The sequence below is a fragment of the Agromyces protaetiae genome (assembly GCF_030866785.1).
Lineage (GTDB): Bacteria > Actinomycetota > Actinomycetes > Actinomycetales > Microbacteriaceae > Agromyces > Agromyces silvae.
In genome coordinates, this window is the sequence record NZ_CP133018.1 from 1042102 (window position 1) to 1063626 (window position 21525).

Genomic DNA, 21525 nt, shown 5'->3' on the forward strand with positions numbered 1-21525 from the left:
TCACGGTGGCCGGAGGCCGCCGGTGCCCATCGAACCAGGAGTCCTCATGTCACTCTCGCCCGAGCTGCTCGAACGGATCCGTGCCGGCGCCGCGGAACGCGACCGGTCGCGTGAGCTGCCGCGCGAACTCGTCGCCGAAGTGCTCGCGTCTGGGCTTCCGGCCGCCCGGGTGCCGGCTTCGGCCGGCGGCGCCGGCGCGTCGCTCGCCGACCTCACCGATCAGCTGATCACGCTCGCGGCGGCCGACTCGAACATCGCGCACGTCTTCCGGGGGCACCTCGCGGTGATCGAGCAGCAGTTCTTCGAGCCGGACGAGGAGCGGCGCGCGATCTGGTACCGCCGGGTGCTCTCGGGGTCGCTCGTGGGCAACGCCCAATCTGAGCTGACCGCCACCTCGGACCTCGCGACCACGCTCTCCGACGACGGCGACGGCCTGCGCCTGAACGGCCGCAAGTACTACACGACGGGCAGCATCTACGCGGACTGGATCGACCTCTCCGCACGGCACGGCGACGAGGACGTGCAGGTGCTCGTCGCGACCCGCGACCGCGGCGTCGAGTCCATCGACGACTGGCGGGGGTTCGGCCAGCGGCTCACCGGCAGCGGCACGACGACGTTCTCCGAGGTCGCCGTGGACCCGTCGGACGTACGGCCCTACTCGGCGGACCACGACGGCTTCCGGCATCCGTATCTCATGGGGTTCTTCCAACTGGTGCTCCTCGCCGTCGTCGCGGGCATCGGCCGTGCCGTCGTCGACGACGCGGTCGCTTATGTGCAGCCGCGTCGCCGCATCTTCGGCTATGCGGGCGAGGCGCTGCCGCGGGAGCATCCGCTCGTCCAGTCCATCGTCGGGGAGCTCTCGGCCGATGCCTTCGCAGTCCGCGCCGTCACGCTCGAGGCAGCCCGGTCGCTCGACCGGGCCCTCGACGCGTACCTCGACGGGCGCGGCGACCCGGACGCCTTCACGCGGGCCCAGCTCGACGTGTACCGCGCGCAGCAGACCGTGCTCCCGACCGTGGTGAACGCGGCGTCCCGGCTCTTCGAGGTGGGCGGCGCCTCAGCGGTCGACTCCGAGCTCGCACTCGACCGGCACTGGCGGAACGCGCGCACCGTCGCGACGCACAATCCTGCCGTCCACCGGCAGCGTGCGGTCGGCGACTGGGAACTGAATGGTACGCCGCCCGGCTGGGCGGTGACCGCCGGCACCGCCGCCGGGAAGACGGCGAACGCCGAGACCCCGAACGCCGAGACCCCGAAGGCCGAGGCCCGCGCATGACCAAGCGACTCATCGTCAACGTGTTCGAGATGAACACGCCCGGTCACATCACACACGGCCTGTGGCGCCTTCCCGGGAACCAGCGCGACCGGTACTCGAGCATCGAGTACTGGACCGAACTGGCGAGGATCGCGGAGGCCGGCGGCTTCGACGCGGTGTTCCTCGCCGATGTCGTCGGTGCGTACGACGTGTACGACGACGACTTCGCGCCCGCGGTGCAGCGCGGCCTGCAGATCCCGAACAACGATCCGATGCTCGTCATCCCGGCGATGGCGGCCGTGACCGAGCACCTCGGGTTCGGCGTGACGTTCTCGACGACCTACGAGCCGCCGTTCGCGTTCGCGCGCCGCATGTCGACGCTCGACCACCTCACCGACGGCCGGGTCGGCTGGAACATCGTCACGAGCTACCTGCCGAACGCGGCCCGGAACTTCGGGCTCGCGGAGCAGATCCCGCACGACGAGCGCTACCGGATCGCGGAGGAGTACCTCGACGTGCTCTACAAGCTCTGGGAAGGCTCGTGGGACGATGACGCGATCGAGGTCGACCGCGAGGGCGATCGCTACGCCGACCCCGCCAAGGTGCGCCGCATCGATCACGAAGGTGAGTTCTTCCGGGTGGCCGGCCCGCATCTGTCGGAGCCGTCGCGGCAACGTACTCCCGTGCTGTTCCAGGCGTCCGCGTCGAAGGCCGGCACCGCGTTCGCGGCCAAGCACGCCGAGGTGCTGTTCACGGCCGACCGGCCCGCCGGCGCGCTCGAACGGAACATCGCGGCGATCCGCGAGGCCGCTGTCGAGGCCGGCCGGCGTGCGGACGACACCCGCTATCTCGTCATGGCGACCGTGATCGTCGGCCGCACCGAGGCCGAGGCGCGCGAGAAGTACGAGCACTATCGCGCGTTCCGCGACGCCGAGGGGTCGTTCGTGCACATGAGCGTGCCGTTCCACCCGCTCGAGCACGACCCGTCGATCACCATCCGCGAGGCGCTCGTCGCGGAAGGGCGTCACGACGTGATCGCGGAGGGCGGGCTGCCGCTCGAGCTCACGGTCGGCGCGTTCCGCGCGGGAGTCGACGAAGCCTGGGATGCTCGCTTCCTCGCGGTCGGCACGCCCGAGCAGGTGGCCGACACGATCGAGCGCTGGCTCGATGAGGACGGCATCGACGGCATCAACCTGCGGCAGTACCACTCGTACGACACGATCCGCGACTTCGGCGAGCTCGTCACGCCCGAGCTGCGGCGACGCGGGCGCATGCGCGAGGCGTACGTGCCGGGCGAGACCCTCCGTGAACGCATCTTCGGCGAAGGCGCGCGGCTTCCCGAGCGGCATCCGGCAGCCCGCTACCGCGGCGGCGCCAACCTGCGCGAACCGGCGGCCGCGGCCGCCGGGCGCGGGGAATAGGGTACCCGCCGGATACGCAGATCTGAATGAGTTCCTCGCGGCGCTCGAGCACGAACGTCAACGACCGTTCCCGGCGCCAACAAGAAACCAGGTGATTATGAAAGCGATTGCCACCCCGTTGATGGCAAGAAGGATGACTGCAGCCACACTCAGTCCGTGACGTGCTATTCCGTCGACTTGGCGGAGCACATTGAAGACACAAAAAGCAAGCGCCACGAAAAGCCAAGCGGGAGCCAGTAGCCCAGCAAGCACGATGGCCACGACCAGACCCGCGAGACTCGCGAGAAGAGCAGTGCCCCACGGGTTAGATCGTCTTGACGAGGTTTCCATGTACGCGCCGACTTCTCAACTAACTACATGCCACATACACCATCACCATACGTCGTCGCACTCGTATGGATGGTCCGCGCGCAGTACGTAGGCCTCTGAACTTCCACGCCACCGATGACCAGCTTGAAGGTATATGCCCCATATAGTTCCGCCTGGCTCGATGATCTCGACATCGTTCCCCTTCGGAGGAGCAAAGCCGATTACTGACAATGCCTCAATATATATAGCAATGTTTGGCTGCGAGGGATTGTCCCAGTATACTGAAAGGTTGGCCTGATCGGCGATCTCGTCACGCCCGAGCTGCGGCGACGCGGGCGCATCCGTGAGGCGTACGTGCCGGGGGAGACCCTCCGTGAACGCATCTTCGGCGAAGGTGCGCGGCTTCCCGAGCGGCATCCGGCAGCCCGCTGCCGCAGCGGCGCCAACCTGCGCGAACCGGCGGCCGCGGCCGTCGGGTGACTCGGGGAGATCAGCCCTCGTATCGCTCGGACGCGTCGTATCCGATGCTCAGGCGTGTGACGACCGCCGGTAGCCGACGCGTGTTCAAGCGTGGCCCAACCGCAGGTCAGCTGCGCGGTCGATCCGGCAGCGCTTGCTGGACCTCTCGCCGAAGCGCGGCCTCGAGCGCCGGAAGGTCGCGCTCGACGGTGGCCCGGATGATTGCGTGGTCGATGCCGGCGTAGCCGTGCGCGATGCGGTTTCGAGTCGCCCAGATGACGTGCCACCGGCCGCCGCTGACACGTGCTCGTACCTCATCAGAGGTCGCAGCGAGCGCCTCGATCGCGGAGGCCAGCCGAAGGCTCACGGCATCCGCGACGGTTGCGTCGTCGAGGTCGGCGCGTTCGAGGTGGCGGTGCAGGGTGGCGAGGTGCTCGAGCGCATCGCTGAGCAGCTCGGCGTCGCTGCGGCTCACAGCGGAACCGCTTCGGCGAGCACGCGTGGCGCGAGGTTGGCTCGGAGATCGTGTGCGGCGACGACGTCGACCTTTGCGCCGATGAGGTCGCTCAGGTCGGCCTCGAGCTCGGCGAGCTCGAACAGGCTCGGCGGGGTGCTGAAATCGACGAGCAGGTCGATGTCGGACGTGGGTCCGTCCTCACCCCTGCTGACGCTGCCGAAGACGCGCACATGGTGCGCACCCGAACGTGCGAGGCGGCTGAGCACGGCAGAGCGATATCGTTCGAGCGATCGAGCCAGAGGCGAACGGCCATGGAAGCGGAGCAGTCGCGAGACCTCGGGCTGGCTGCGCCCCATCGCAGCGGCGATCTGACGTTGCGAGAGCCCGGCGCTCGCACCGGCGCGAGCGGACTCGACCAGGATTCGGCGGGATTCCGCGTGCAGCGCGTCGGCGCGCTGCGTGGCTTCCCGCAGCACCTGTTCGAGCGGGCTTTCGTGCATATAGCACATGCTATCAGGCCTGCACGCCGGCGTTGCGGGGCCGAGGCGGCCGTCAGGTGACGGTGATGAGCGTGCGCTGCCAGCCGGATGAGCCGTCGGGGGCGATCGGCGCCCGCTCCTGGATCTGCGTCTCGCCGGCCCGGTTCACCGCGCGCACCGCGACGTAGTGGGTGCCGGGCTCGGCATCCCACTCGAGCACCCACTGCACCCAGGTGTCGTCGTTGATCGGCGTCGACAGCGTCGCCGGTTGCCACTCGCCGTCGTCGATGCTCACCTCGACGCGGTCGATGCCGACCGTCTGCGCCCACGCGACCCCGGCGATCGGCACGGTTCCGGCCTGAACGGGTCGGCCGCTCTTCGGGGTGTCGACGCGCGAGGAGAACTTGATGGGCGCCTTCGCGCTGTAGCCGCGCGGCGTCCAGTACGCCTCGTCGGCGTCGAAGGTGGTCACCTTCAACTCGGTCAGCCACTTCGTCGCCGAGACGTACCCGTAGAGACCCGGGACGACCATCCGCACGGGGAAGCCGTGCTCGAACGGCAGCGGCTCGCCGTTCATCGCGACCGCGAGGATGGCGTCGGTGCCCTCGTCGGTCAGCGATTCGAGCGGCGTGCTCGCCGTGAATCCGTCGACGCTGCGCGACAGCACCATGTCGGCGCCCGGCTGCGGCCGGGCGAGGCTCAGCACGTCCCTGACCGGCACGCCGAGCCACGTCGCGTTGCCCACGAGGCCGCCGCCGACCTCGTTCGAGACGCAGGTCAGGGTGATGACGAACTCGTCGAGTCCCATGCCGACGAGCTCGTCGAAGTCGAGTTCGACCCGCTCGTCGACCATGCCGTCGATCACGAGCCGCCACGTGCCGGGATCGACCGACGGGACGGTCAGCGCGGTGTCGACGCGGTAGAAGTCCGCGTTGGGCGTGAACAGTGGCGAGATGCCGGGCACCTGCAGCTCGGCTCCGGTGGGGATCGGCACGGTCGTGCGGGCCGCCGGCAGCCGCAGGGCGTTGCGTACCGCCTCGATCGACGAGGTCGCCACATTGACGGCGCGGGCGCCGATCCCGACGACGAGCGCGGATGCCCCGGCGATCGCGGCGACGAGGAAGAAGCCGCGGCGGTCCAGGCCGGCGGATTCGACGGGGCCGGCGGATTCGACGGGTTCGGCCGGGCGGCCCGGGTCGGCCATGCGGGCCGGGTCGGCCGCGGCCCAGCGGCGGAGCCGCGTGACGAGGAGCGTGAGCACGAGGCATCCGGCGATCGTCCCGACGACGGGCGGCGCCCACGCCAGGCCCGTCGCACCCGCCCGCGTCACGATCGCGGCCGTCGAGGCGACGCCCGCGACCCCGAGGAGCACGAGCCCCGACGGCGGCTTCATGAACTGCAGCACGCCCGTGATCGCGGCGGCGATGAACGCCCCGAGTCCCAACCCGGCGAGGAGCGCGATCTTGTCGTACTCGCCGAACGTCGCGATCGCGAACTCCTTGAACGGCTGCGGCACGATGTCGATCACGAACGCACCGACCGCGAGGATCGGGCTGCCCTCACGCGCGACGACGAGGGCGACGAGTTCCGCCATCGCGAGGAACACGGCCGCGCCGATCACCCCGGCCAGAGCGGCCCACCCCAGGAATCTCCGCCTCCGGCGGACCTCCGGTCGCGCCATGCTCCTCCTCCGCACCCGCGACCCGCGCCGCGCTCATCCGGTATTCGGTGCGGAGACGGTGACGGATTGGTCGTGTGCCGGCGGGGCGCCGGGTCTACCGGTTCCGGGCGGCCGCGTCCTCGGCGACGATGCGCGCGATCGCGCGATCGGCGATGCGTCCGCTGATCGGGCCGACGACGAGCAGCAGCCCCCAGGTGATCCGTGCCCAGTCCGCGCCCAAGGTGTACGCGACGACGATGGACAGCAGGAAGATGAGCGGTGTGGTGGCGGTGTCGAGCAGGCGGATGGTGTCGGCGCGGCGGGGGAGCGGATCGGCGATCACCCGGTCGCGGCGTGCGACGAGGAAGATCGCGGACTGCGCGCAGACCGCCGCGGCGATGTTCACGGCGTAGACCGCGACGGCGAGCGGCTGGTCGCCCGTCTCGGGGTCACTGATGCCCTGGGTCGAGAACGGGATGAAGACGATGAAGGCGAGCGCGACGACGTTGGCGGTGATCGTCCCGGGGGTCATCGCGATGAACCCCGAGCTCAGCCGGTGATTGGTCCGCCAGAACACCGCGATCACGACGAAGCTCACGAGGAAGCCGAACAGTTGCCAGCCCAGTCCGCTGGCGAGCCACGTCCACGGGTCGCTCCAGTCGGATGCCTCGGGCGGATCGATGTTCACGATCAGCAGCGTGAGCGCGAACGCGTAGACCGCATCGAAGAACGTGAACGCGCGCGCGAACTCGACGCTGTCGCGGTCGTAGGGCGAACGGGGCGTCTTCGTATCGCTCACGATCCCGAGTGTGCCCGGGTCCGCCGCTCGAGCACCGGTGACGCGCCGAAGCGCCGGTGTCCCGGACGATTCCGGGGTGCCGGCGCTTCGAGGCGGGGGTCGCTGCCGACCCGCGGACGGTCTGGTCGACCGTCAGTCCCAATCGACGGAATGGGTCCAGCCGGCGAGGTACGCGCGCTCGTTCTCGGTGAGCCGGAACGTGCCGCGCGGCATCGGACGGTCGTCCAGCTCGCACAGCTCCATGATGCGACGCACGACGAACGCGCGCAGCGGGGCGTTCGGGTTCTCGAGCACCTCGCGCTGCAGCGGGCGTTCGAGCATCGGCCACCACACGCCGATGGGCGGGAGGGCCCGCAGGGTGTGGCGTTCGGGGGCCGGGGGCTCCAGGATCGTGGTCATTGCGCCCGCTCCTCGTGCAGTGCGCCCGACTCGGGGTCGCGCACCACGACGTCTTCGTCCGGGTCGGCGTCCTCTTCAGCGAGTCGATGCTGTTCGGATGCGCGGACCGCCTCGTCGAGTTCGTCGGCCGCCGCCGGATCCTGGGGGTCAGGTGAGGTCATCGTCGCTCCTTCTGTTCATGGGCTCGCACAGCGTCTGACGTGCCCAACATCGACAGTACGCATGGCCCCCGCAAGGGGGCATGGGATTGACCCAACCGTCCCGCGCTGCTACCGATGGACGCATGGACCTGCCGGTGATGCCCCCCGTCGCGCCGATGCTCTCGAAGTCGGTCAAGACGATCCCCGACGTGGGCCACATCGAGCCGAAATGGGACGGCTTCCGGACCATCGTGTTCAAGGACGGCGACGAGGTCGAGCTCGGCAGCCGCAACGAGCGTCCGATGACGAGGTACTTCCCCGAGCTCGTCGAGTCGTTGCGGGCGAACCTGCCGGATCGGTGCGTCGTCGACGGCGAGATCATCCTCGTCCGCGAGGGGCGTCTCGACTTCGACGCGCTGCAGCAGCGCATCCACCCGGCGGCGAGCCGGGTGAAGCTCCTCGCCGGCGAGACCCCCGCCTCCTTCGTCGCCTTCGACCTGCTCGCGCTCGGCGACGACGATCTGACAGGGCATCCCTTCTCCGAACGGCGGCGCCTCCTCGAGCAGGCGCTCGCCGAAGCATCCGACCCGGTGTTCGTGACGCCCGCGACCAGCGACCTCGACGAAGCGGCCGACTGGTTCACGCGGTTCGAGGGCGCAGGACTCGACGGGGTCGTGGCCAAGCCGCTCGACGGCACGTATCAGCCCGACAAGCGGACCATGTTCAAGATCAAGCACGAGCGCACCGCGGATTGCGTGCTCGCCGGGTTCCGCTGGCACAAGTCGGGCGACGTCGTCGGCTCGCTGCTGCTCGGGCTCTACGGCGACGACGGTCGACTGCACCACGTGGGCGTCGCCGCGTCGTTCCCGATGGCGAAGCGGAAGGCGCTCGTCGACGAACTCGAGCCGCTGATCGCGACCGACCTGTCGTCGCACCCGTGGGGCGAATGGGCCGACCAGGAGGCGCACGCGTCGACGCGCATGCCCGGTGCGGTCAGCCGGTGGAGCGCCGGCAAGAACCTCTCCTTCGTGCCGCTCCGGCCCGAGCGCGTGCTCGAGGTCGCGTACGACCACATGGAGGGCGACCGATTCCGGCATACGGCGCAGTTCCGCCGGTGGCGGACCGACCGCGACCCCGAGACCTGCACCTACGAGCAGCTCGAGCAGCCCACCGACGTCGACCTCGGCGCGATCCTGCCGCTCGGCGGGCGTTAGGCGTTCGGGCGTTAGGCGTTCGGGCGTCGGGCGTTCGGGCGTCAGAGCACGGCGCGGAGCCCGGCCGACCCGGCCGAGTGATGCTCGAACACCAGGTTGGTCTCGGTGAGCGCGACCGCCGGGTTCGCCGACAGGTTCTTGAGCACGAACTGCCGCACGTGCTCGCTGTCGCGCACGCGCACATGGATCAGGAAGTCCTCGGTGCCGCCGAGGAAGAACAGCTGCGCGACCTCGGGCTCACGGCGCAGCTCGTCGGAGATCTGCTCCATCAGGTGCCGTGCGCCCGGCCTGATGCGCACGCTCACCAGCGCCTGCAGCGTGAAGCCGAGGGCGACCGGATTGATCTCGGCGGTGTAGCGCACGATCACGCCGCGCTCGCGCAGCGAACGCACGCGGGCGAGACACGTCGACGGCGAGATGCCCACCGAGCGTGCGAGCTCGACGTTGGGGAGGCGGGCGTTCTCGTGGAGCAGGGCGATGATGCGCCGGTCAACCTCGTCGAGGAGCGCGGGCGCCGCGCTGGGCTCGGGCGGGCTGGGCTCGGGTGCGCTGAGCTGGGGTGCGCTGATCTTCGGTCCGTCGGTCACGAGCGCCTCCCATGGCGAACATTCGGCTGAGCGAAACCTACTCTACCGAACGATGTGCGGTAGCCCTTCCCTCCGATCGAACAAGCAGTCACCATAGAGGCATCCGCACCACAGAGCATTCGGAGTAACCATGCGCATCGGCGTGCCAGCTGAGATCAAGAACAACGAGTTCCGCGTCGCGATGACGCCCGCGGGCGCGCACGCGCTGGCCCAGCGCGGTCACGCCGTCGAGATCCAGGCGGGTGCGGGCACCGGCGCCGGGTACACCGACGCCGAGTACCGCGAGGCGGGCGCGACCATCGTCGCGACCGCGGACGAGGCCTGGGCGAACGAGCTCGTCCTGAAGGTCAAGGAGCCGATCGAGGCCGAGTACGGCTTCCTCCGCGAAGACCTCACCCTCTTCACCTACCTCCACCTCGCGGCCGACCTGCCGCTCACGCGTGCGATCCTCGAGTCGGGTGTCACCGCGATCGCCTACGAGACCGTGCAGCTCGCCGACCGGTCGCTGCCCCTGCTCACCCCCATGAGCGAGGTCGCAGGCCGGCTCGCACCGCAGGTCGGCGCCGCGTCGTTGCTCGCCTCCAAGGGTGGCCGCGGCGTGCTGCTCGCGGGCGTGCCCGGCACCTCACCCGCGAAGGTCGTCGTCATCGGCGGCGGCGTCGCGGGCGAGCAGGCCGCCGCGACCGCCCTCGGCCTCGGCGCCGACGTCACGGTCTTCGACATCTCGCTGCCCAAGCTCCGCGAGCTCGACGCCCGCTACGACCACCGCATCAAGACGCTCGCATCGAGCCCGTACGAGATCGCGCGCCAGGTCAAGGACGCCGACCTCGTCGTCGGCGCGGTGCTCGTGCCGGGCGCCGCCGCGCCCAAGGTCGTCACCGACGAGATGGTCGCCTCCATGAAGCCGGGCGCGGTGCTCGTCGACATCGCGATCGACCAGGGCGGATGCTTCGAGGGCTCACGTCCGACCACGCATGCCGAGCCGACCTACCCGGTGCACGATGCCATCTTCTACTGCGTGGCCAACATGCCCGGTGCGGTGCCCGCCACCTCGACACCGGCGCTCACCAACGCCACGCTGCCGTATGCGACGAAGATCGCCGACCTCGGCTGGCAGGCCGCGCTCGCCGAAGACGCCGCGCTCGCGAAGGGCCTGAACGCGACGGGCGGACGCCTCACGAACGAGGGCGTGGCCAAGGCACACGGCCTCGAGCTCGCGAGCGCGTAGTCACGCCACCCGTCGGTCGAGTGGCGAGCGCCGGCGCGCGCATCGACACCGACCGACGGGCTACTCGCCCGTGGTGACGGGCAGCCCGGCCCGGTACCACGCGACGATGCCGCCGTCGATGTTGCGGGCGTCGACACCCTGCTGCGTGAGGAAGCGCGTGGCCTGCGCGCTGCGTCCGCCGACGTGGCAGAGCACATAGACCGCACGGTCGCGCGGCACCTCGGCCACCCGGTCGGCGAGCTCGCCGAGCGGGATGTGGTGTGCGTCGTCGAGGCGGGCCTGCTCGAGTTCTGAGGCCTCGCGCACGTCGAGCACATACGCGTCATCGAGCGCATTCACCTCTCCAGGCGTCGCGGTCGGCAGCTCCGGCTCGGTTGCTTGCATGTCCCGAGGCTACGCCGCCGGCAGCCTCGAGGCGAAACCCACGCATCGCCGCCGCAATTGCGCGGATCCGGCCGACTTCCCACATATCCTCTCCGTGTGCCGTGGCTCAATCGGAATCCAGATGGGGAGGAACTCCTCCCGCGCGAAGCCGACGTCGCCGCCGACCGCCTCACCCCGGGACCTCGCGCTGCGCATCACACCAGCCCCGAAGGCCTCAGCCTCGGGGACCCGGCTCTGGTCGCCGGCAACGTCGCCGATCCCGCGCGCCGTCGCTGGCTCGCCGAGCTCGGCGCCCTCGGCGGGCGCTCGCCGCTCGTGCGGTTCGTCGACACCCCGCGCACCCGCATCGAGCTGTCCACGACACACCCGGGCGGGCTGCCCCAGTTCATCACCGGCAAGTCGACGCTGCTGTCGAGCCTGATCCGCGACGAGCTCGCGCTCCGCAACGCGAAGACGGCCGCGGCCGAGATCACGCAGAAGGGCATCGAGCTGCGCTCGGTCCGCGGCATCGAATCGGTGCACCTCGCGATCGGGCTCGCGTCGTGGCGCAACGAGGGGCAGGAGTTCCTCGCACCCGTGCTGCTGCGCCCGCTGGCGATCCGCCGCTACGGTCGTGACTTCGAGCTCAAGCTCAAGGGCCAACCGTTCCTCAACCCCGCGCTCGCGCGCGAGCTGCAACGCCAGTTCCAGATCACGCTCGACGCCGAGGCCTTCGTCGCGCTCGCGATCACGAACGGCGTGTTCAAGCCGCAGCCGGTCATCGATCGCCTGCGCGGGCTCACCACGCACCTGCCGTGGTTCCGGGTCGCGCCGCGCCTCGTCGTCTCGAGCTTCGCCGAGGTCGGCCCGGCGATGGCGCTCGACGCGGCCGACCTCAGCCACCCGCTCATCGACGCGGTCGCCGGGCATCCCGCGGCGAAGGCCGCGCTCGCCAATCGCGGCGAACCCGCGACGATCGTGCCGCAGGACCAGCGTCCGCCGCAGGGTGATCGCCTGCTGCTCGACGCCGACCCCGAGCAGGAGCGCGTCATCGCCGAGGTCGAGGCCGGGGCATCCGTCGTCGTGAAGACGCTGCCGGGCACCGGCGGCACCCAGACCATCGTGAACGCCGTGGGCGCGCTCGTCGCGCGCGACCGGCGGGTCCTCGTCGTCGGTTCGCGACGCGCGAGCCTCGACGGCATCGCGCACCGCCTCGGCCAGGTCGGTCTCCCGGGCGCCGCGGTCACCACCGCCGGCATCCGACGGGAGCTCATCCAGTCCATCTCGCGCAACGAGAAAGCCGAGCGGCCGCGCGTCGCCGACGTCGACGACGCGCTCGTGCGCCTGCGCAAGGTGCTCCTCGACTACCGGGGCGGGCTCACCCGCCCCGATCCCGAACTCGGCGTCTCGGTGCTCGACGCGCTCGGCGAGCTCTCGCGGCTCGCACTGAAGCGCCCGGCGCCGCAGACGACCGCCCGGCTGGATCACAGCTGCCTCGTGGCGATCGCCGGTCGGCGGCCCGAGGTCGCCCATGACCTCGTGCGCGCCGCCGCGCTCGGCGAGTTCAAGTACGGGCCGGGCGACTCGCCCTGGTACGGCGCGACGTTCGAGTCGGCCGGCGAATCCGAAGCGGCGCACGCGCTCGCGAAGCGGCTGCATCAGACCGGCGTGCCCCGGCTGCTCGAGCGCGGCCGCTCGCTCATCGCGCAGACGCGTCTGCGCCAGTTCGAGTCGATCGCCGAGCTCGGCGTCTTCCTGCGGCTGCTGCTCGACGTGCGCGACACGCTCGACCGATTCCGCCCGACGGTCTTCGATCGCCCGCTCGGCGAGCTCATCGCGGCGACCAGCTCGCGCCGCGACGAGCCCGGCATGACCGGCGCGAATCGGCGACGGCTTCGCCGGCTCGCGCTCGAATACGTCCGGCCGGGCGTGCACGTGTCCGATCTCAACGCCGCGCTCCGGGGCATCCAGCAGCAGCGCACGCTGTGGCAGCGCTACTCCGACGCCGGCGCGACCCCCGGTGTGCCGGTGGGCATCGACGACGTGCACGTCGCCTACCAGACCGTCGCGACCGATCTGCAGTCTCTCGACGCGCCGCTCGGCCTGCTCGGCACCGCCCGCCAGCTCGGCGCGCGCCCGATCCGCGAGCTCACGAGCATGCTCGCCGGGCTCGCCGCCGACTCCGAGGTGCTGCAGAACCTGCAGGAGCGCACCGCGCTGCTCGGCAAGCTCCGCGACCTCGGCCTCGACCCGCTGCTCGTCGATCTCACGGTGCGGCACGTCCCCGAGCATCAGGTCGCCGACGAGCTCGAGCTCGCGTGGTGGCAGTCGATGCTCGAGAGCGTGCTCGCGCACGACAAGGCGCTGCTCGGCGCCAACACGCAGGTGCTCGACCGGCTCGAGGCGGACTTCCGGCTCGTCGACGAGGCGCACGCCTCCGCCGGAGGCCCGATGCTCGCGTGGAAGCTCGCGGAGAACTGGAAGGTCGCGCTCGTCGACCACCCCGATGAGGCCGACCGGCTGAAGCGCATGCTGCGTGCTGACCGCGTGCCGCCCGCCGCCCTCCAAGCGGGGGCGCCGCACCTGTTCCGGCTGCTCGCGCCCGTGTGGCTCGCATCGCCCTACGAGGTGTCCGCGATCGACGACGCCATCACGTTCGACGCGGTGATCCTCGTCGACGCCGGCGCGACGACCATCGCCGAGAACCTGGGCGCCATCCGCCGGGCCAAGCAGGTCGTCGCCTTCGGCGACCCCGTGACGCAGACGCCGACCGACTTCGAGACCGGCATCGACGACGGCGACGCCGGCTCGGCCCACGACGCCGAGCACGGGGTCGACGCGATGCACGCCGACTCGGCGCTCGCGCGGCTCAGCGAGCTGCTGCCGACGATGACGCTCACGCGCAGCTACCGCGCGGGCGGCGAAGACCTCGCCGAGCTCGTCAACCGTCGCTTCTACGGCGGCCGCATCTCGTCGCTGCCGTGGGCGGGCAGCTTCCTCGGCCACGGCAGCCTGCGGCTGCACTATGTGAACGACAATGGCCTGCCCGACCCCATCACGGGCACCGTCGAGAGCCTCGACGCCGAGGTCGCGAAGGTCGTGGAGCTCGTCATGGACCACGCGGTCAAGCGGCCGCGCGAGTCGCTCATGGTGATCACCGCGAGTCCGCGCCATGCGGGCCGCGTGCACCAGGCGGTGCTCGCGGCGTTCGCGAAGCGGCGCGACCTGTCGGACTTCATCCTGAAAGACCGGGCTGAGCCGTTCACGGTGCTGACGCTCGAGCAGTCCGTCGCGCAGAGCCGCGACCGGGTCGTGTTCTCGGTCGGGTTCGGGCGCACCCCGCACGGCCGCCTGCTGTCGAACTTCGGCGCGCTGGGCGAGCCCGGCGGCGACCGGTTGCTCGCCGTCGGCATGACCCGTGCCCGGCGTTCGATGGACCTCGTGTCGGCGTTCCGGCCCGAGCACATCGACGCCGAGCGGCAGTCGAACGGCGTGCTCGCGCTCGCGCAGGTGCTGAGCCAGACCGAGGAGCGGCAGGCGCAGGACCCCGCGGGCAGTGCGCCCGACGTCATGCTCGCCGATCTCGCGGCCCGGCTCGAGCGACGAGGCATCCGCGTGAAGCTCGATTACCGCGGGCGGCTCGCGCTCGCGGCCGCGCATGCCGGCAAGGCGGTCGTGATCGAGACGGATGCCTCCCTGGCGGGTCAGAGCCTGCGCGAATCGCTGCGGCTGCGACCGGACGTGCTGCGCCGGCTGGGCTGGCACTACCTGCGCGTGCACAGCTTCGAGCTGTTCGGCGACCCCGAGGCCGTGGCGAGCCGCGTCGCGAGCGTGCTCGGCAAGGTCGAGCGCTCGGCGGCGTGATCGCTGCGGCGGGCGGGCCGGGCGCGGGCGCGCCGGATGGGTCGGCCGGCCCGGGTGGGTCGGATGCCTCGGGTGGGTCGGACGGTGCGGATGCCTCGGGCGAACGCCGTCCCGCACAGCGGCAGCCGGCGCGTCAGCGCGTGGAGCGCACGGGCCGCCGCCGCGCACGGCTGACGCCCGCTCCGGACACCGACACCTCGCCGGAGAAGGCCGAGCGCGACGAGCCCGCCCCGGGCGGCACCCCCGACGACGAGCGCATCACGCGCGAGCGCCCCCCACACTGGTGACGACTCCCGCGCGAACGGTCGCGGATGGTGGGTGTGTCACTGCGCGACCCGCCATCTGCGACCGTTCGGTGAGTCTGTGTGGCGGTGGGCCGGCCGGCTCGACCGGTGGAGGATGCTTCGGGGCTACTGGGCGTGCTTGCCGTGGCTGCCGTCGGGGCTCGGCGCGTCAGGGGCGGGTACCGAGCCGCCGACCGTTCCGCTCGCGGGGGTGTGCGTCGTGCCACGTTCGGCCGCGAGCAGGTCGCGGATCTCGGTGAGCAGGGTGAGCTCGGTCTCGGGGTCGTCGGCGTCCGGCTCGCCGACCTTGCGGCGGGCCTCGGCGCGCTCCTTCACGGTGTTCATGGGCATCACGAACACGAAGTAGACGACGGCGGCGACCACCAGGAAGGTGATGATGGCCCCGAGGACGGCGCCGAACCTGATCACGGCGTCCTCACCGCTGAGCGTGGGGATCGTCACCGCCAATGCGCTGTCGAGGCTGTCGGCCTGGAAGATCACGCCGATGAGCGGGTTGATCAGGTTGTTCACGATCGAGTTCACGACGGCCGTGAACGCGGCGCCGATGACGACCGCGACCGCGAGCTCGATCACATTGCCGCGGAGGATGAACTCTTTGAAACCCTTGAGCACGCTGCGCTCCTGTCGTCGGTAGGGGACGGATGGGGATGGTCTGCGAATGTTACGAGGAACTGGATGAACCGGACGAACCGGATGAGCCCGACGAGCCGGACGAGCTCGACGAGCCGGCGGTGCTCGACGACGCGGCCGGCTTCGACTCCGAGGAGCCGCCGCTCTTCGAACCGCTGCCCGACGAGGCATCCGACCCGCCCGTGCCGGCGCCCGCGCGCGAGTCGGTGCGGTAGAAGCCCGACCCGTTGAACGTGACGCCGATGGTGTTGAAGAGCTTTCGCAGGCCGCCGCCGCAGACCTCGCAGGTGGTCAGCGAGTCGTCGGTGAACGCCTGGTGGATGTCGAAGGCGTTGCCGCACTCGGTGCAGCGGTAGGAATAGGTGGGCATGGTGCTCTTTCGGCTGGGTGCGGGCCGGAGGCCCGGCTCAGAAGGCGATGATGCGCGTCGGCGTCACGACGCCGTTCACGGGCTGGTCGTGCAGCTCGCGGGGCACGGACTCGACGAACTCGCGTTCGAAGACGACGGCGTACACCGGGGGACATTTTCCCATCGAACCGAGGGTCTTGTCGAAATACCCGCGACCCCAGCCCAGCCGCATGCCCGTGCGATCGATCGCGGCGGCCGGCACGATGATGAGGTCGACGTCGTTGATGGCCATCGGCCCGAGCAGCTCGCCCTCGGCCTCGGGCACGCCCGCGAGTCCCAAGCGCTCCGTCTCGTCCTCGCCGACGGTCCAGTCGAGCAGGCCGTCCTCACGGGTCACGGGGAACAGCACCCGGATGCCCGATGCCTCGGCCCAGTTCACGAACGGGCGCGTATCAGGCTCGGCGGGCATCGAGAGGTAGCACGAGAGCGACGTGGCGCCGGTCTCGGCGACGAGCTCCCTCAAGCGCGCGGTGAGTCCCTCGCTCGCGAGCTCGCGCTCGTGGGCGGGCATGTTCTGGCGACGCTCGCGGAGCTCGGCGCGGAGGATGCGCTTGACCACGTCCGGGTCCTCAGGGGGCATGCCACGATCCTAGGCGTCCCTCGTGTGCACACCGGTGTTCGCTACGCTGAACCGCATGACGACGAAGCGCATCACGAAGGCAGTCATCCCTGCGGCAGGACTCGGCACGCGATTCCTCCCAGCCACGAAAGCGATGCCGAAAGAGATGCTCCCCGTCGTGGACAAGCCCGCGATCCAGTACGTCGTGGAAGAGGCGGTCGCCGCGGGGCTCGACGACGTGCTCATGATCATCGGGCGGAACAAGAACGCGCTCGCCAACCACTTCGACCGCGTGACCGAGCTCGAGCAGACCCTCGAGAACAAGGGCGACGAGTCCAAGCTCAAGCGGGTCACCGAGTCGAGCGACCTCGCCGACGTGCACTTCGTGCGGCAGGGCGACCCCAAGGGGCTCGGCCACGCGGTGCTGCGCGCCCGCAAGCACGTGAACCACGAGTCGTTCGCGGTGCTGCTCGGCGATGACCTCATCGACGCCCGGGACGTGCTGCTCACGCGCATGCTCGAGGAGCACGACAAGCGCGGGGCGACCGTCATCGCGCTGCTCGAGGTCGACCCCGACCAGATCCACATGTACGGCGCGGCCGAGGTCGAGGCCACCGACGACCCCGACGTCGTGCGCGTGACGGGCCTCGTCGAGAAGCCCGCGAAAGAGGTCGCGCCCTCCAACTACGCCGTCATCGGCCGGTACGTGCTGAAGCCCGACGTGTTCGACGTGCTCGAGCACACCAAGCCCGGCAAGGGCGGCGAGATCCAGCTCACCGACGCGCTCATGGAGATGGCCGCCGACGTCGAGGGCACCGGTGGCGTGTACGGCGTCGTGTTCCGCGGCCGGCGGTACGACACCGGCGACAAGCTCGACTACATCAAGGCCGTCGTGCAGCTCGCGGTCGACCGCGACGACATCGGCCCCGACCTTCGTGCGTGGCTCGCCGGCTTCGTCGCCGGCGACGGCGTCGCCTGACCATGCCCGCCGCCGTCCTGCCGACGCTCCGCGACGGTGAGGTCACGCTCCGGCCCATTCGCGCGAAGGACGCGAGGCCGCTCGAGCGGGTGCTGCTCGACAATCGCACCTGGCTCAGGCGGTGGGAGGCGACCTATCCGGGCGGCGGCACGATCATCGACACCAGGGCGAGCATCCGGAGCCTGACCGCGCATGCGCGCGCCGGCAACGGACTGCCCTTCGTGATCGAGGTCGGCGGCGCGCTCGTCGGCCAGCTCAACGTCTCCTCGATCGCGTACGGCTCGCTGTCGTCCGCATCGATCGGGTACTGGGTGGCGCAGGGGTTCGCGGGTCGTGGTGTGACCCCGGCCGCGGTCGCGCTCGCGACCGACTACTGCTTCTCGACGCTCCGGTTGCATCGCATGGAGATCTGCATCCGCCCCGAGAACGCGCCCTCGCTGCGGGTCGTCGAGAAGCTGGGGTTCCGGTACGAGGGGCTCAGGCGCCGGTTCATCCATATCGACGGCGACTGGCGCGATCACTTCGCGTTCGCGCTCGTCGCCGAAGAGGTGCCGGGCGGCGTGCTCGCCCGCTGGCGCGACGGCCGGGTGCCCGCCGACGCGGCGCGCGTGCCGCAGGCCGACCTCGACGCCGCGGCGCTGCCGCTGCAGCTGCCGCATCGGCGCTGAGCGCCGCTCGCCGGCCGGGATCCGGCCACGGAGCTGGGAACTCGCCGCCGGATCGCTGACACGCCCGCGGTGCGGGCGCCACCGGATGCCTCGCGTCCCCTAGCGTTGACGCATGGACGCGATCGGCGGGGGAGTGCTCGTGGCCGTGGCCGCTGCGCTCTGGGTGGCCTACCTGCTGCCGACGTGGTTCCGTCGCGGCCAGTACCTCGCGACCGAGCGCAACGCCGTGCGGCTGCAGCAGACGCTCCGAATCCTCGCCGAGACCGCCGAGACTCCCGAAGAGGTGAGGGTCGAGGCGACCGCTCGCGACGTGGCCGCGCAGCAGCGCATCCTCGCCCAGCGCAGCGAGCAGGCGAGACTCGAGGCCGAGGCCGCCGAGCAGCTCGCGATCGCCGAGCGCGCCGCCGCCGAGCAGCGTGCTGCCGCAGCCCGCGAGAAGGCGGAGCGGGCACTGGCCGCGAAGCGGCGGGCCGAGGCCGAGGCATCCGTCGCCGCGAGGAGCTCGGACCCGGTCGTGTCGCGCCGCGCCCTGCGTCGTCGCCGCGCCGCATGCTCGCTCGGCATGCTCGTCTCGGTCATCGTCGTCGTCGTGGGTGCCGTCGGGCTGCCGTTTGGCCTCTCTCCATTCGTCGCCGCGGCCGGACTCGCGGGAGCCGTCGCCGGGTTCGCGGGCGTGGCCGTGCTCGCACGCCGTCGCGTGCCGGTCGCCGCCGCGCCCATCGTCGCCCCCGCCGCGCCCGCCGCGCGGTTCGAGCCGATCGACCTGCCCGAACCCGTCACGGCACCCGCGACCAGCTGGACGCCCCAGCCGCTGCCGAAGCCGCTGCATCTCTCCCGCGGTACGATCGCGGCCGCTGCGATGGCGTCGGTCGAGGCGGCCGAGGGGCTGCGGCGGGCCGCGGTCGACCAGGCCATCGCCGAGCGGGCCGCGAAGCTCGAGCCCGAACTGCCGAAGCTCGCGCCGCGGGCCGTGCCGGCCGCGCCCGCCGCGTCGGCCTCGGCGTCGGCCGAGACATCCGTGCCGGCCAATCCCTACGCGCGCATGGGCCTCGTGGGCGACGCCGAGCCCGGCTTCGAGGGCCTCGACGCCGTACTGCGCCGTCGCCGCGAGGCGGTCTGAGCCTTCCGCGGGCCAGCGTGGTCAAGATCACGCGGTACGGGATGATAGAGTCATTCACGGCTTGGGCCCATGGCGCAGTTGGTAGCGCGTCTCGTTCGCAATGAGAAGGTCGGGGGTTCGAATCCCCCTGGGTCCACAAATCGATACATAGGAATACAAGAACGGCTGATGCTCGCCCGCTGCGAGGTCAGCCGTTTGTCGTTTCCGGCGCGCGAGCGGCAGGGGAATCCCGGCTCAGGCGTGTCTCGGCAAGAACGGCCCGGGCGGGCGCTGCCGACGTAAACTCCGTGTTTCGCCGTGGTGGCAGCGCCGTGTCGCGCGCGCCCGCCGTTGCACGCGAGCCGAACGTATCTGTGCTCGAGCACAACGCCGCCGCGAACGGACTTGGTTCCAGGCCCGAGGCCGGGGTGACGCGGTTCGGGCAAGGTGTCCATACTGCGACGCCTCGGCACACGCGCGGCTGCTCCTCACCCGCGCAAGCTGCACGCCACGGCGTCCTGTGTCCGGCACCACTGTCTTGACACCCTGGAGGATCCGCCCGTGAAATCGCACCGTCTTCGGCGACGCCCTGCCGCCGCCGCCCTCGCCCTGACCGGCATCGTCGCGCTCGCCGGCTGCACCGCGGCCGGCCCCGCGGACGGCGGCACCGCCGACTCCGAGAAGCAGCCGCTCGTCATCAGCCTCGACAGCGCGGTCGACATCCTCGACCCGCAGCAGTGGCGTACGCCGGGCTCCATGGTCACCACGGGCGGACTGGTCGAACAGCTCATCGAGCAGACCTATGACGAGGACGGGATCGTGCAGGTCGGCACGACCGAGTTCTCCAACGCGCTGGCGGACAGCTACGAGTACGACGAGACCGGCACCGTCCTCACCGCCACGCTCAAGGACGGCCTCACCTTCGCCGACGGCACCCCGCTGACCGCGGACGACGTCGTCTGGTCCTACCAGCGCGGGCTCGAGATGACCTCGGCGTACACGAAGACCCTGTACGCCATGGTCGGGCTCACCGCCGACAGCTTCGTCGCCGTCGACGACACGACGGTCCAGGTCACGGCCGCCTTCGCGAGCCCTCTGCTCGACAAGATGCTCGCCATGCAGCCCTTCGGCATCTTCTCCAAGACGACCGGCGAGGCGAACGCCACCGCGGACGACGCCTGGGCGGGCGCCTGGTTCAAGGCGAACGCGAACTCGTCGGGTCCGTACAGCGTCGGACAGTTCGACCCCACGACGAGCATCACGCTCACGCCGAACGAGGCGTACTACGACCAGGACAAGATCGCGAACGCCGGGGTCACCATCCAGTTCGTCGCCGACGCGTCGCAGCGCGCACTGCTGCTGCAGAACGGCGAGATCGACCTCGCGGGCGGGCTGCAGCTCGACCAGGTCGCGGAGCTCGAGGACGTCGACGGCCTCAATGTCGTCTCGCTCGACTCGAACCGTCTCGAATACCTGGGCATCAACACCACCATGGCGCCCTTCGACGACCCACGCGTGCGTCAGGCCATCGCCCTCGCCCTGCCCTACGACACCTTCGTGGACGAGGTGATGTACGGCTACGCGAACGCGTCGACCGGCATCGTCCCCGCCGGGATGGAGACCCACTCCGACGTCATCGCCTTCGAGGAGGACCTCGCCGCGGCGCAGGCGCTGCTGGACGAGGCCGGGGTCGGACCGTTCACCACGTCGCTGTCGTTCAAGCAGTCGTCGGCGGTCGAGAGCCGTGCAGCGGTCTACATCCAGTCCGCGCTCGCCGAGATCGGGATCGACGTTCAGATCAATGCGCTGCCCGACGCGGAGTTCACGCAGCGCACGACGGCCCGCGACCTCGAGCTCTACCTGAACAACTTCCTGGGCTGGGGAGCCGACCCGTTCTACCAGATGCGTTCGCTCGTCGGCACCGGTGCGGGCACCAACTTCAACAACTACTCCAACCCGGCGCTCGACGAGCTGATCCTCTCGGGCTTCGCGACGCAGGACGCCGACGAGCGTGCGGCGATCTCGGCCGAGGCACAGCAGATCATCTTCGACGAGATGCCGCTCGTGCCGATCTGGAACCCCGACTGGACGTACGTCGTGCGTGACGGCGTCTCGGGTGTGACCAAGGACAACACCGAGCAGCTGCGCCTGCAGTACCTCACCAAGGAGTGAGCGGAGCGGGGTGGGGACGCCGAGGCATCCCCACCCCGCCATCGCCTCCCGCCCCGTCTCACGCCCACGC

Annotated in this window: 21 protein-coding genes and 1 tRNA gene; 11 read left to right on the forward strand and 11 right to left on the reverse strand. The window is 70.7% G+C overall.

Features of this window, described 5'->3' with window-relative positions; all coding sequences use genetic code 11:
• Positions 1-46: 46 nt before the first annotated feature.
• Entirely contained in the window at positions 47-1276 is a 1230-nt protein-coding gene (locus tag QU602_RS04885; RefSeq protein WP_308799096.1) for an acyl-CoA dehydrogenase family protein, read from the forward strand.
• Positions 1273-2676: an LLM class flavin-dependent oxidoreductase gene (locus QU602_RS04890; RefSeq protein ID WP_308799098.1), complete on the forward strand. Its 1404-nt coding sequence runs from the start codon at positions 1273-1275 to the stop codon at positions 2674-2676. The genes QU602_RS04885 and QU602_RS04890 overlap by 4 nt, the downstream gene beginning before the upstream one ends.
• Positions 2677-3571: 895 nt before the next feature.
• On the opposite strand, the gene QU602_RS04895 is transcribed toward QU602_RS04890, so the two are convergent.
• From QU602_RS04895 to QU602_RS04920, 6 genes are all read right to left on the reverse strand, one after another.
• Positions 3572-3919, reverse strand: coding sequence for a HepT-like ribonuclease domain-containing protein (locus QU602_RS04895; RefSeq protein WP_308799099.1), 348 nt, complete (start codon positions 3917-3919; stop codon positions 3572-3574).
• Positions 3916-4401: a nucleotidyltransferase domain-containing protein gene (locus tag QU602_RS04900; RefSeq protein ID WP_308799100.1), complete on the reverse strand. Its 486-nt coding sequence runs from the start codon at positions 4399-4401 to the stop codon at positions 3916-3918. Before QU602_RS04900 ends, QU602_RS04895 begins: the two co-directional genes overlap by 4 nt.
• A gap of 52 nt (positions 4402-4453) precedes the next feature.
• Positions 4454-6061 carry a molybdopterin-dependent oxidoreductase gene (locus tag QU602_RS04905; RefSeq protein WP_308799101.1) on the reverse strand — a complete coding sequence of 536 codons (1608 nt, stop codon included), beginning with the start codon at positions 6059-6061 and terminating at the stop codon, positions 4454-4456.
• A gap of 94 nt (positions 6062-6155) precedes the next feature.
• Positions 6156-6839 carry a TMEM175 family protein gene (locus QU602_RS04910; RefSeq protein ID WP_308799102.1) on the reverse strand — a complete coding sequence of 228 codons (684 nt, stop codon included), beginning with the start codon at positions 6837-6839 and terminating at the stop codon, positions 6156-6158.
• A 132-nt stretch (positions 6840-6971) separates the two neighbouring features.
• Entirely contained in the window at positions 6972-7238 is a 267-nt protein-coding gene (locus QU602_RS04915; RefSeq protein WP_308799103.1) for a hypothetical protein, read from the reverse strand.
• Entirely contained in the window at positions 7235-7399 is a 165-nt protein-coding gene (locus tag QU602_RS04920; protein ID WP_308799104.1) for a hypothetical protein, read from the reverse strand. Before QU602_RS04920 ends, QU602_RS04915 begins: the two co-directional genes overlap by 4 nt.
• Before the next feature lie 122 nt (positions 7400-7521).
• Here QU602_RS04920 and QU602_RS04925 point away from each other — a divergent pair, with 122 nt between their 5' ends.
• Entirely contained in the window at positions 7522-8592 is a 1071-nt protein-coding gene (locus QU602_RS04925; protein WP_308799105.1) for an ATP-dependent DNA ligase, read from the forward strand.
• 41 nt (positions 8593-8633) lie between these two features.
• On the opposite strand, the gene QU602_RS04930 is transcribed toward QU602_RS04925, so the two are convergent.
• The gene (locus tag QU602_RS04930) at positions 8634-9179 is read right to left on the reverse strand and encodes an Lrp/AsnC family transcriptional regulator (RefSeq protein WP_308799106.1); all 546 of its coding nucleotides are present in this window, start codon (positions 9177-9179) and stop codon (positions 8634-8636) included.
• 130 nt (positions 9180-9309) lie between these two features.
• Between QU602_RS04930 and ald the strand changes: the two genes are divergently transcribed.
• Positions 9310-10407 (forward strand): alanine dehydrogenase, encoded by a 1098-nt coding sequence (ald, locus tag QU602_RS04935; RefSeq protein WP_308799107.1) that lies wholly within the window; start codon positions 9310-9312, stop codon positions 10405-10407.
• Between the two features lie 60 nt (positions 10408-10467).
• On the opposite strand, the gene QU602_RS04940 is transcribed toward ald, so the two are convergent.
• Positions 10468-10791, reverse strand: coding sequence for a rhodanese-like domain-containing protein (locus QU602_RS04940; RefSeq protein WP_308799108.1), 324 nt, complete (start codon positions 10789-10791; stop codon positions 10468-10470).
• 96 nt (positions 10792-10887) lie between these two features.
• Here QU602_RS04940 and QU602_RS04945 point away from each other — a divergent pair, with 96 nt between their 5' ends.
• Positions 10888-14634, forward strand: coding sequence for an AAA family ATPase (locus QU602_RS04945; protein WP_373692886.1), 3747 nt, complete (start codon positions 10888-10890; stop codon positions 14632-14634).
• The gene (locus QU602_RS04950; protein WP_308799109.1) at positions 14631-14921 is read left to right on the forward strand and encodes a hypothetical protein; all 291 of its coding nucleotides are present in this window, start codon (positions 14631-14633) and stop codon (positions 14919-14921) included. Before QU602_RS04945 ends, QU602_RS04950 begins: the two co-directional genes overlap by 4 nt.
• A gap of 123 nt (positions 14922-15044) precedes the next feature.
• Here QU602_RS04950 and mscL read toward each other — a convergent pair whose 3' ends face one another.
• Genes mscL through QU602_RS04965 form a run of 3 tightly spaced genes read right to left on the reverse strand, consistent with a single transcriptional unit; the run spans position 15045 to position 16558 of the window.
• Positions 15045-15551, reverse strand: a complete 507-nt coding sequence (mscL, locus tag QU602_RS04955; RefSeq protein WP_308799110.1) for a large-conductance mechanosensitive channel protein MscL — start codon at positions 15549-15551, stop codon at positions 15045-15047.
• Positions 15552-15600: 49 nt separating this feature from the next.
• Positions 15601-15939 carry an FmdB family zinc ribbon protein gene (locus QU602_RS04960; protein WP_308799111.1) on the reverse strand — a complete coding sequence of 113 codons (339 nt, stop codon included), beginning with the start codon at positions 15937-15939 and terminating at the stop codon, positions 15601-15603.
• A gap of 37 nt (positions 15940-15976) precedes the next feature.
• Positions 15977-16558 carry a 5-formyltetrahydrofolate cyclo-ligase gene (locus tag QU602_RS04965; RefSeq protein ID WP_308799112.1) on the reverse strand — a complete coding sequence of 194 codons (582 nt, stop codon included), beginning with the start codon at positions 16556-16558 and terminating at the stop codon, positions 15977-15979.
• Between the two features lie 55 nt (positions 16559-16613).
• On the opposite strand from QU602_RS04965, the gene galU reads away from it, so the two are divergent.
• From galU to QU602_RS04990, 5 genes are all read left to right on the forward strand, one after another.
• Positions 16614-17516, forward strand: a complete 903-nt coding sequence (gene galU / locus QU602_RS04970; RefSeq protein WP_308799113.1) for a UTP--glucose-1-phosphate uridylyltransferase GalU — start codon at positions 16614-16616, stop codon at positions 17514-17516.
• Between the two features lie 2 nt (positions 17517-17518).
• Positions 17519-18184 (forward strand): GNAT family N-acetyltransferase, encoded by a 666-nt coding sequence (locus tag QU602_RS04975; RefSeq protein WP_308799114.1) that lies wholly within the window; start codon positions 17519-17521, stop codon positions 18182-18184.
• A 112-nt stretch (positions 18185-18296) separates the two neighbouring features.
• Positions 18297-19304 (forward strand): hypothetical protein, encoded by a 1008-nt coding sequence (locus tag QU602_RS04980; protein WP_308799115.1) that lies wholly within the window; start codon positions 18297-18299, stop codon positions 19302-19304.
• Between the two features lie 63 nt (positions 19305-19367).
• Positions 19368-19440, forward strand: a tRNA-Ala gene (locus QU602_RS04985).
• A 404-nt stretch (positions 19441-19844) separates the two neighbouring features.
• Positions 19845-21455 (forward strand): ABC transporter substrate-binding protein, encoded by a 1611-nt coding sequence (locus QU602_RS04990; RefSeq protein WP_308799116.1) that lies wholly within the window; start codon positions 19845-19847, stop codon positions 21453-21455.
• Positions 21456-21525 lie beyond the last annotated feature (70 nt).

Bases quoted from the DNA above. Each gene is read 5' to 3' on its own strand.
- QU602_RS04965 (WP_308799112.1), bottom strand. From the start codon at position 16,558: ATGCCCCCTGAGGACCCGGACGTGGTCAAGCGCATCCTCCGCGCCGAG.
- QU602_RS04915 (WP_308799103.1), bottom strand. From the start codon at position 7,238: ATGACCACGATCCTGGAGCCCCCGGCCCCCGAACGCCACACCCTGCGG.
- QU602_RS04885 (WP_308799096.1), top strand. From the start codon at position 47: ATGTCACTCTCGCCCGAGCTGCTCGAACGGATCCGTGCCGGCGCCGCG.
- QU602_RS04925 (WP_308799105.1), top strand. From the start codon at position 7,522: ATGGACCTGCCGGTGATGCCCCCCGTCGCGCCGATGCTCTCGAAGTCG.
- QU602_RS04940 (WP_308799108.1), bottom strand. From the start codon at position 10,791: ATGCAAGCAACCGAGCCGGAGCTGCCGACCGCGACGCCTGGAGAGGTG.
- galU (WP_308799113.1), top strand. From the start codon at position 16,614: ATGACGACGAAGCGCATCACGAAGGCAGTCATCCCTGCGGCAGGACTC.
- QU602_RS04900 (WP_308799100.1), bottom strand. From the start codon at position 4,401: ATGCACGAAAGCCCGCTCGAACAGGTGCTGCGGGAAGCCACGCAGCGC.
- QU602_RS04905 (WP_308799101.1), bottom strand. From the start codon at position 6,061: ATGGCGCGACCGGAGGTCCGCCGGAGGCGGAGATTCCTGGGGTGGGCC.
- QU602_RS04975 (WP_308799114.1), top strand. From the start codon at position 17,519: ATGCCCGCCGCCGTCCTGCCGACGCTCCGCGACGGTGAGGTCACGCTC.
- QU602_RS04960 (WP_308799111.1), bottom strand. From the start codon at position 15,939: ATGCCCACCTATTCCTACCGCTGCACCGAGTGCGGCAACGCCTTCGAC.
- QU602_RS04920 (WP_308799104.1), bottom strand. From the start codon at position 7,399: ATGACCTCACCTGACCCCCAGGATCCGGCGGCGGCCGACGAACTCGAC.
- QU602_RS04980 (WP_308799115.1), top strand. From the start codon at position 18,297: ATGGACGCGATCGGCGGGGGAGTGCTCGTGGCCGTGGCCGCTGCGCTC.
- QU602_RS04890 (WP_308799098.1), top strand. From the start codon at position 1,273: ATGACCAAGCGACTCATCGTCAACGTGTTCGAGATGAACACGCCCGGT.
- ald (WP_308799107.1), top strand. From the start codon at position 9,310: ATGCGCATCGGCGTGCCAGCTGAGATCAAGAACAACGAGTTCCGCGTC.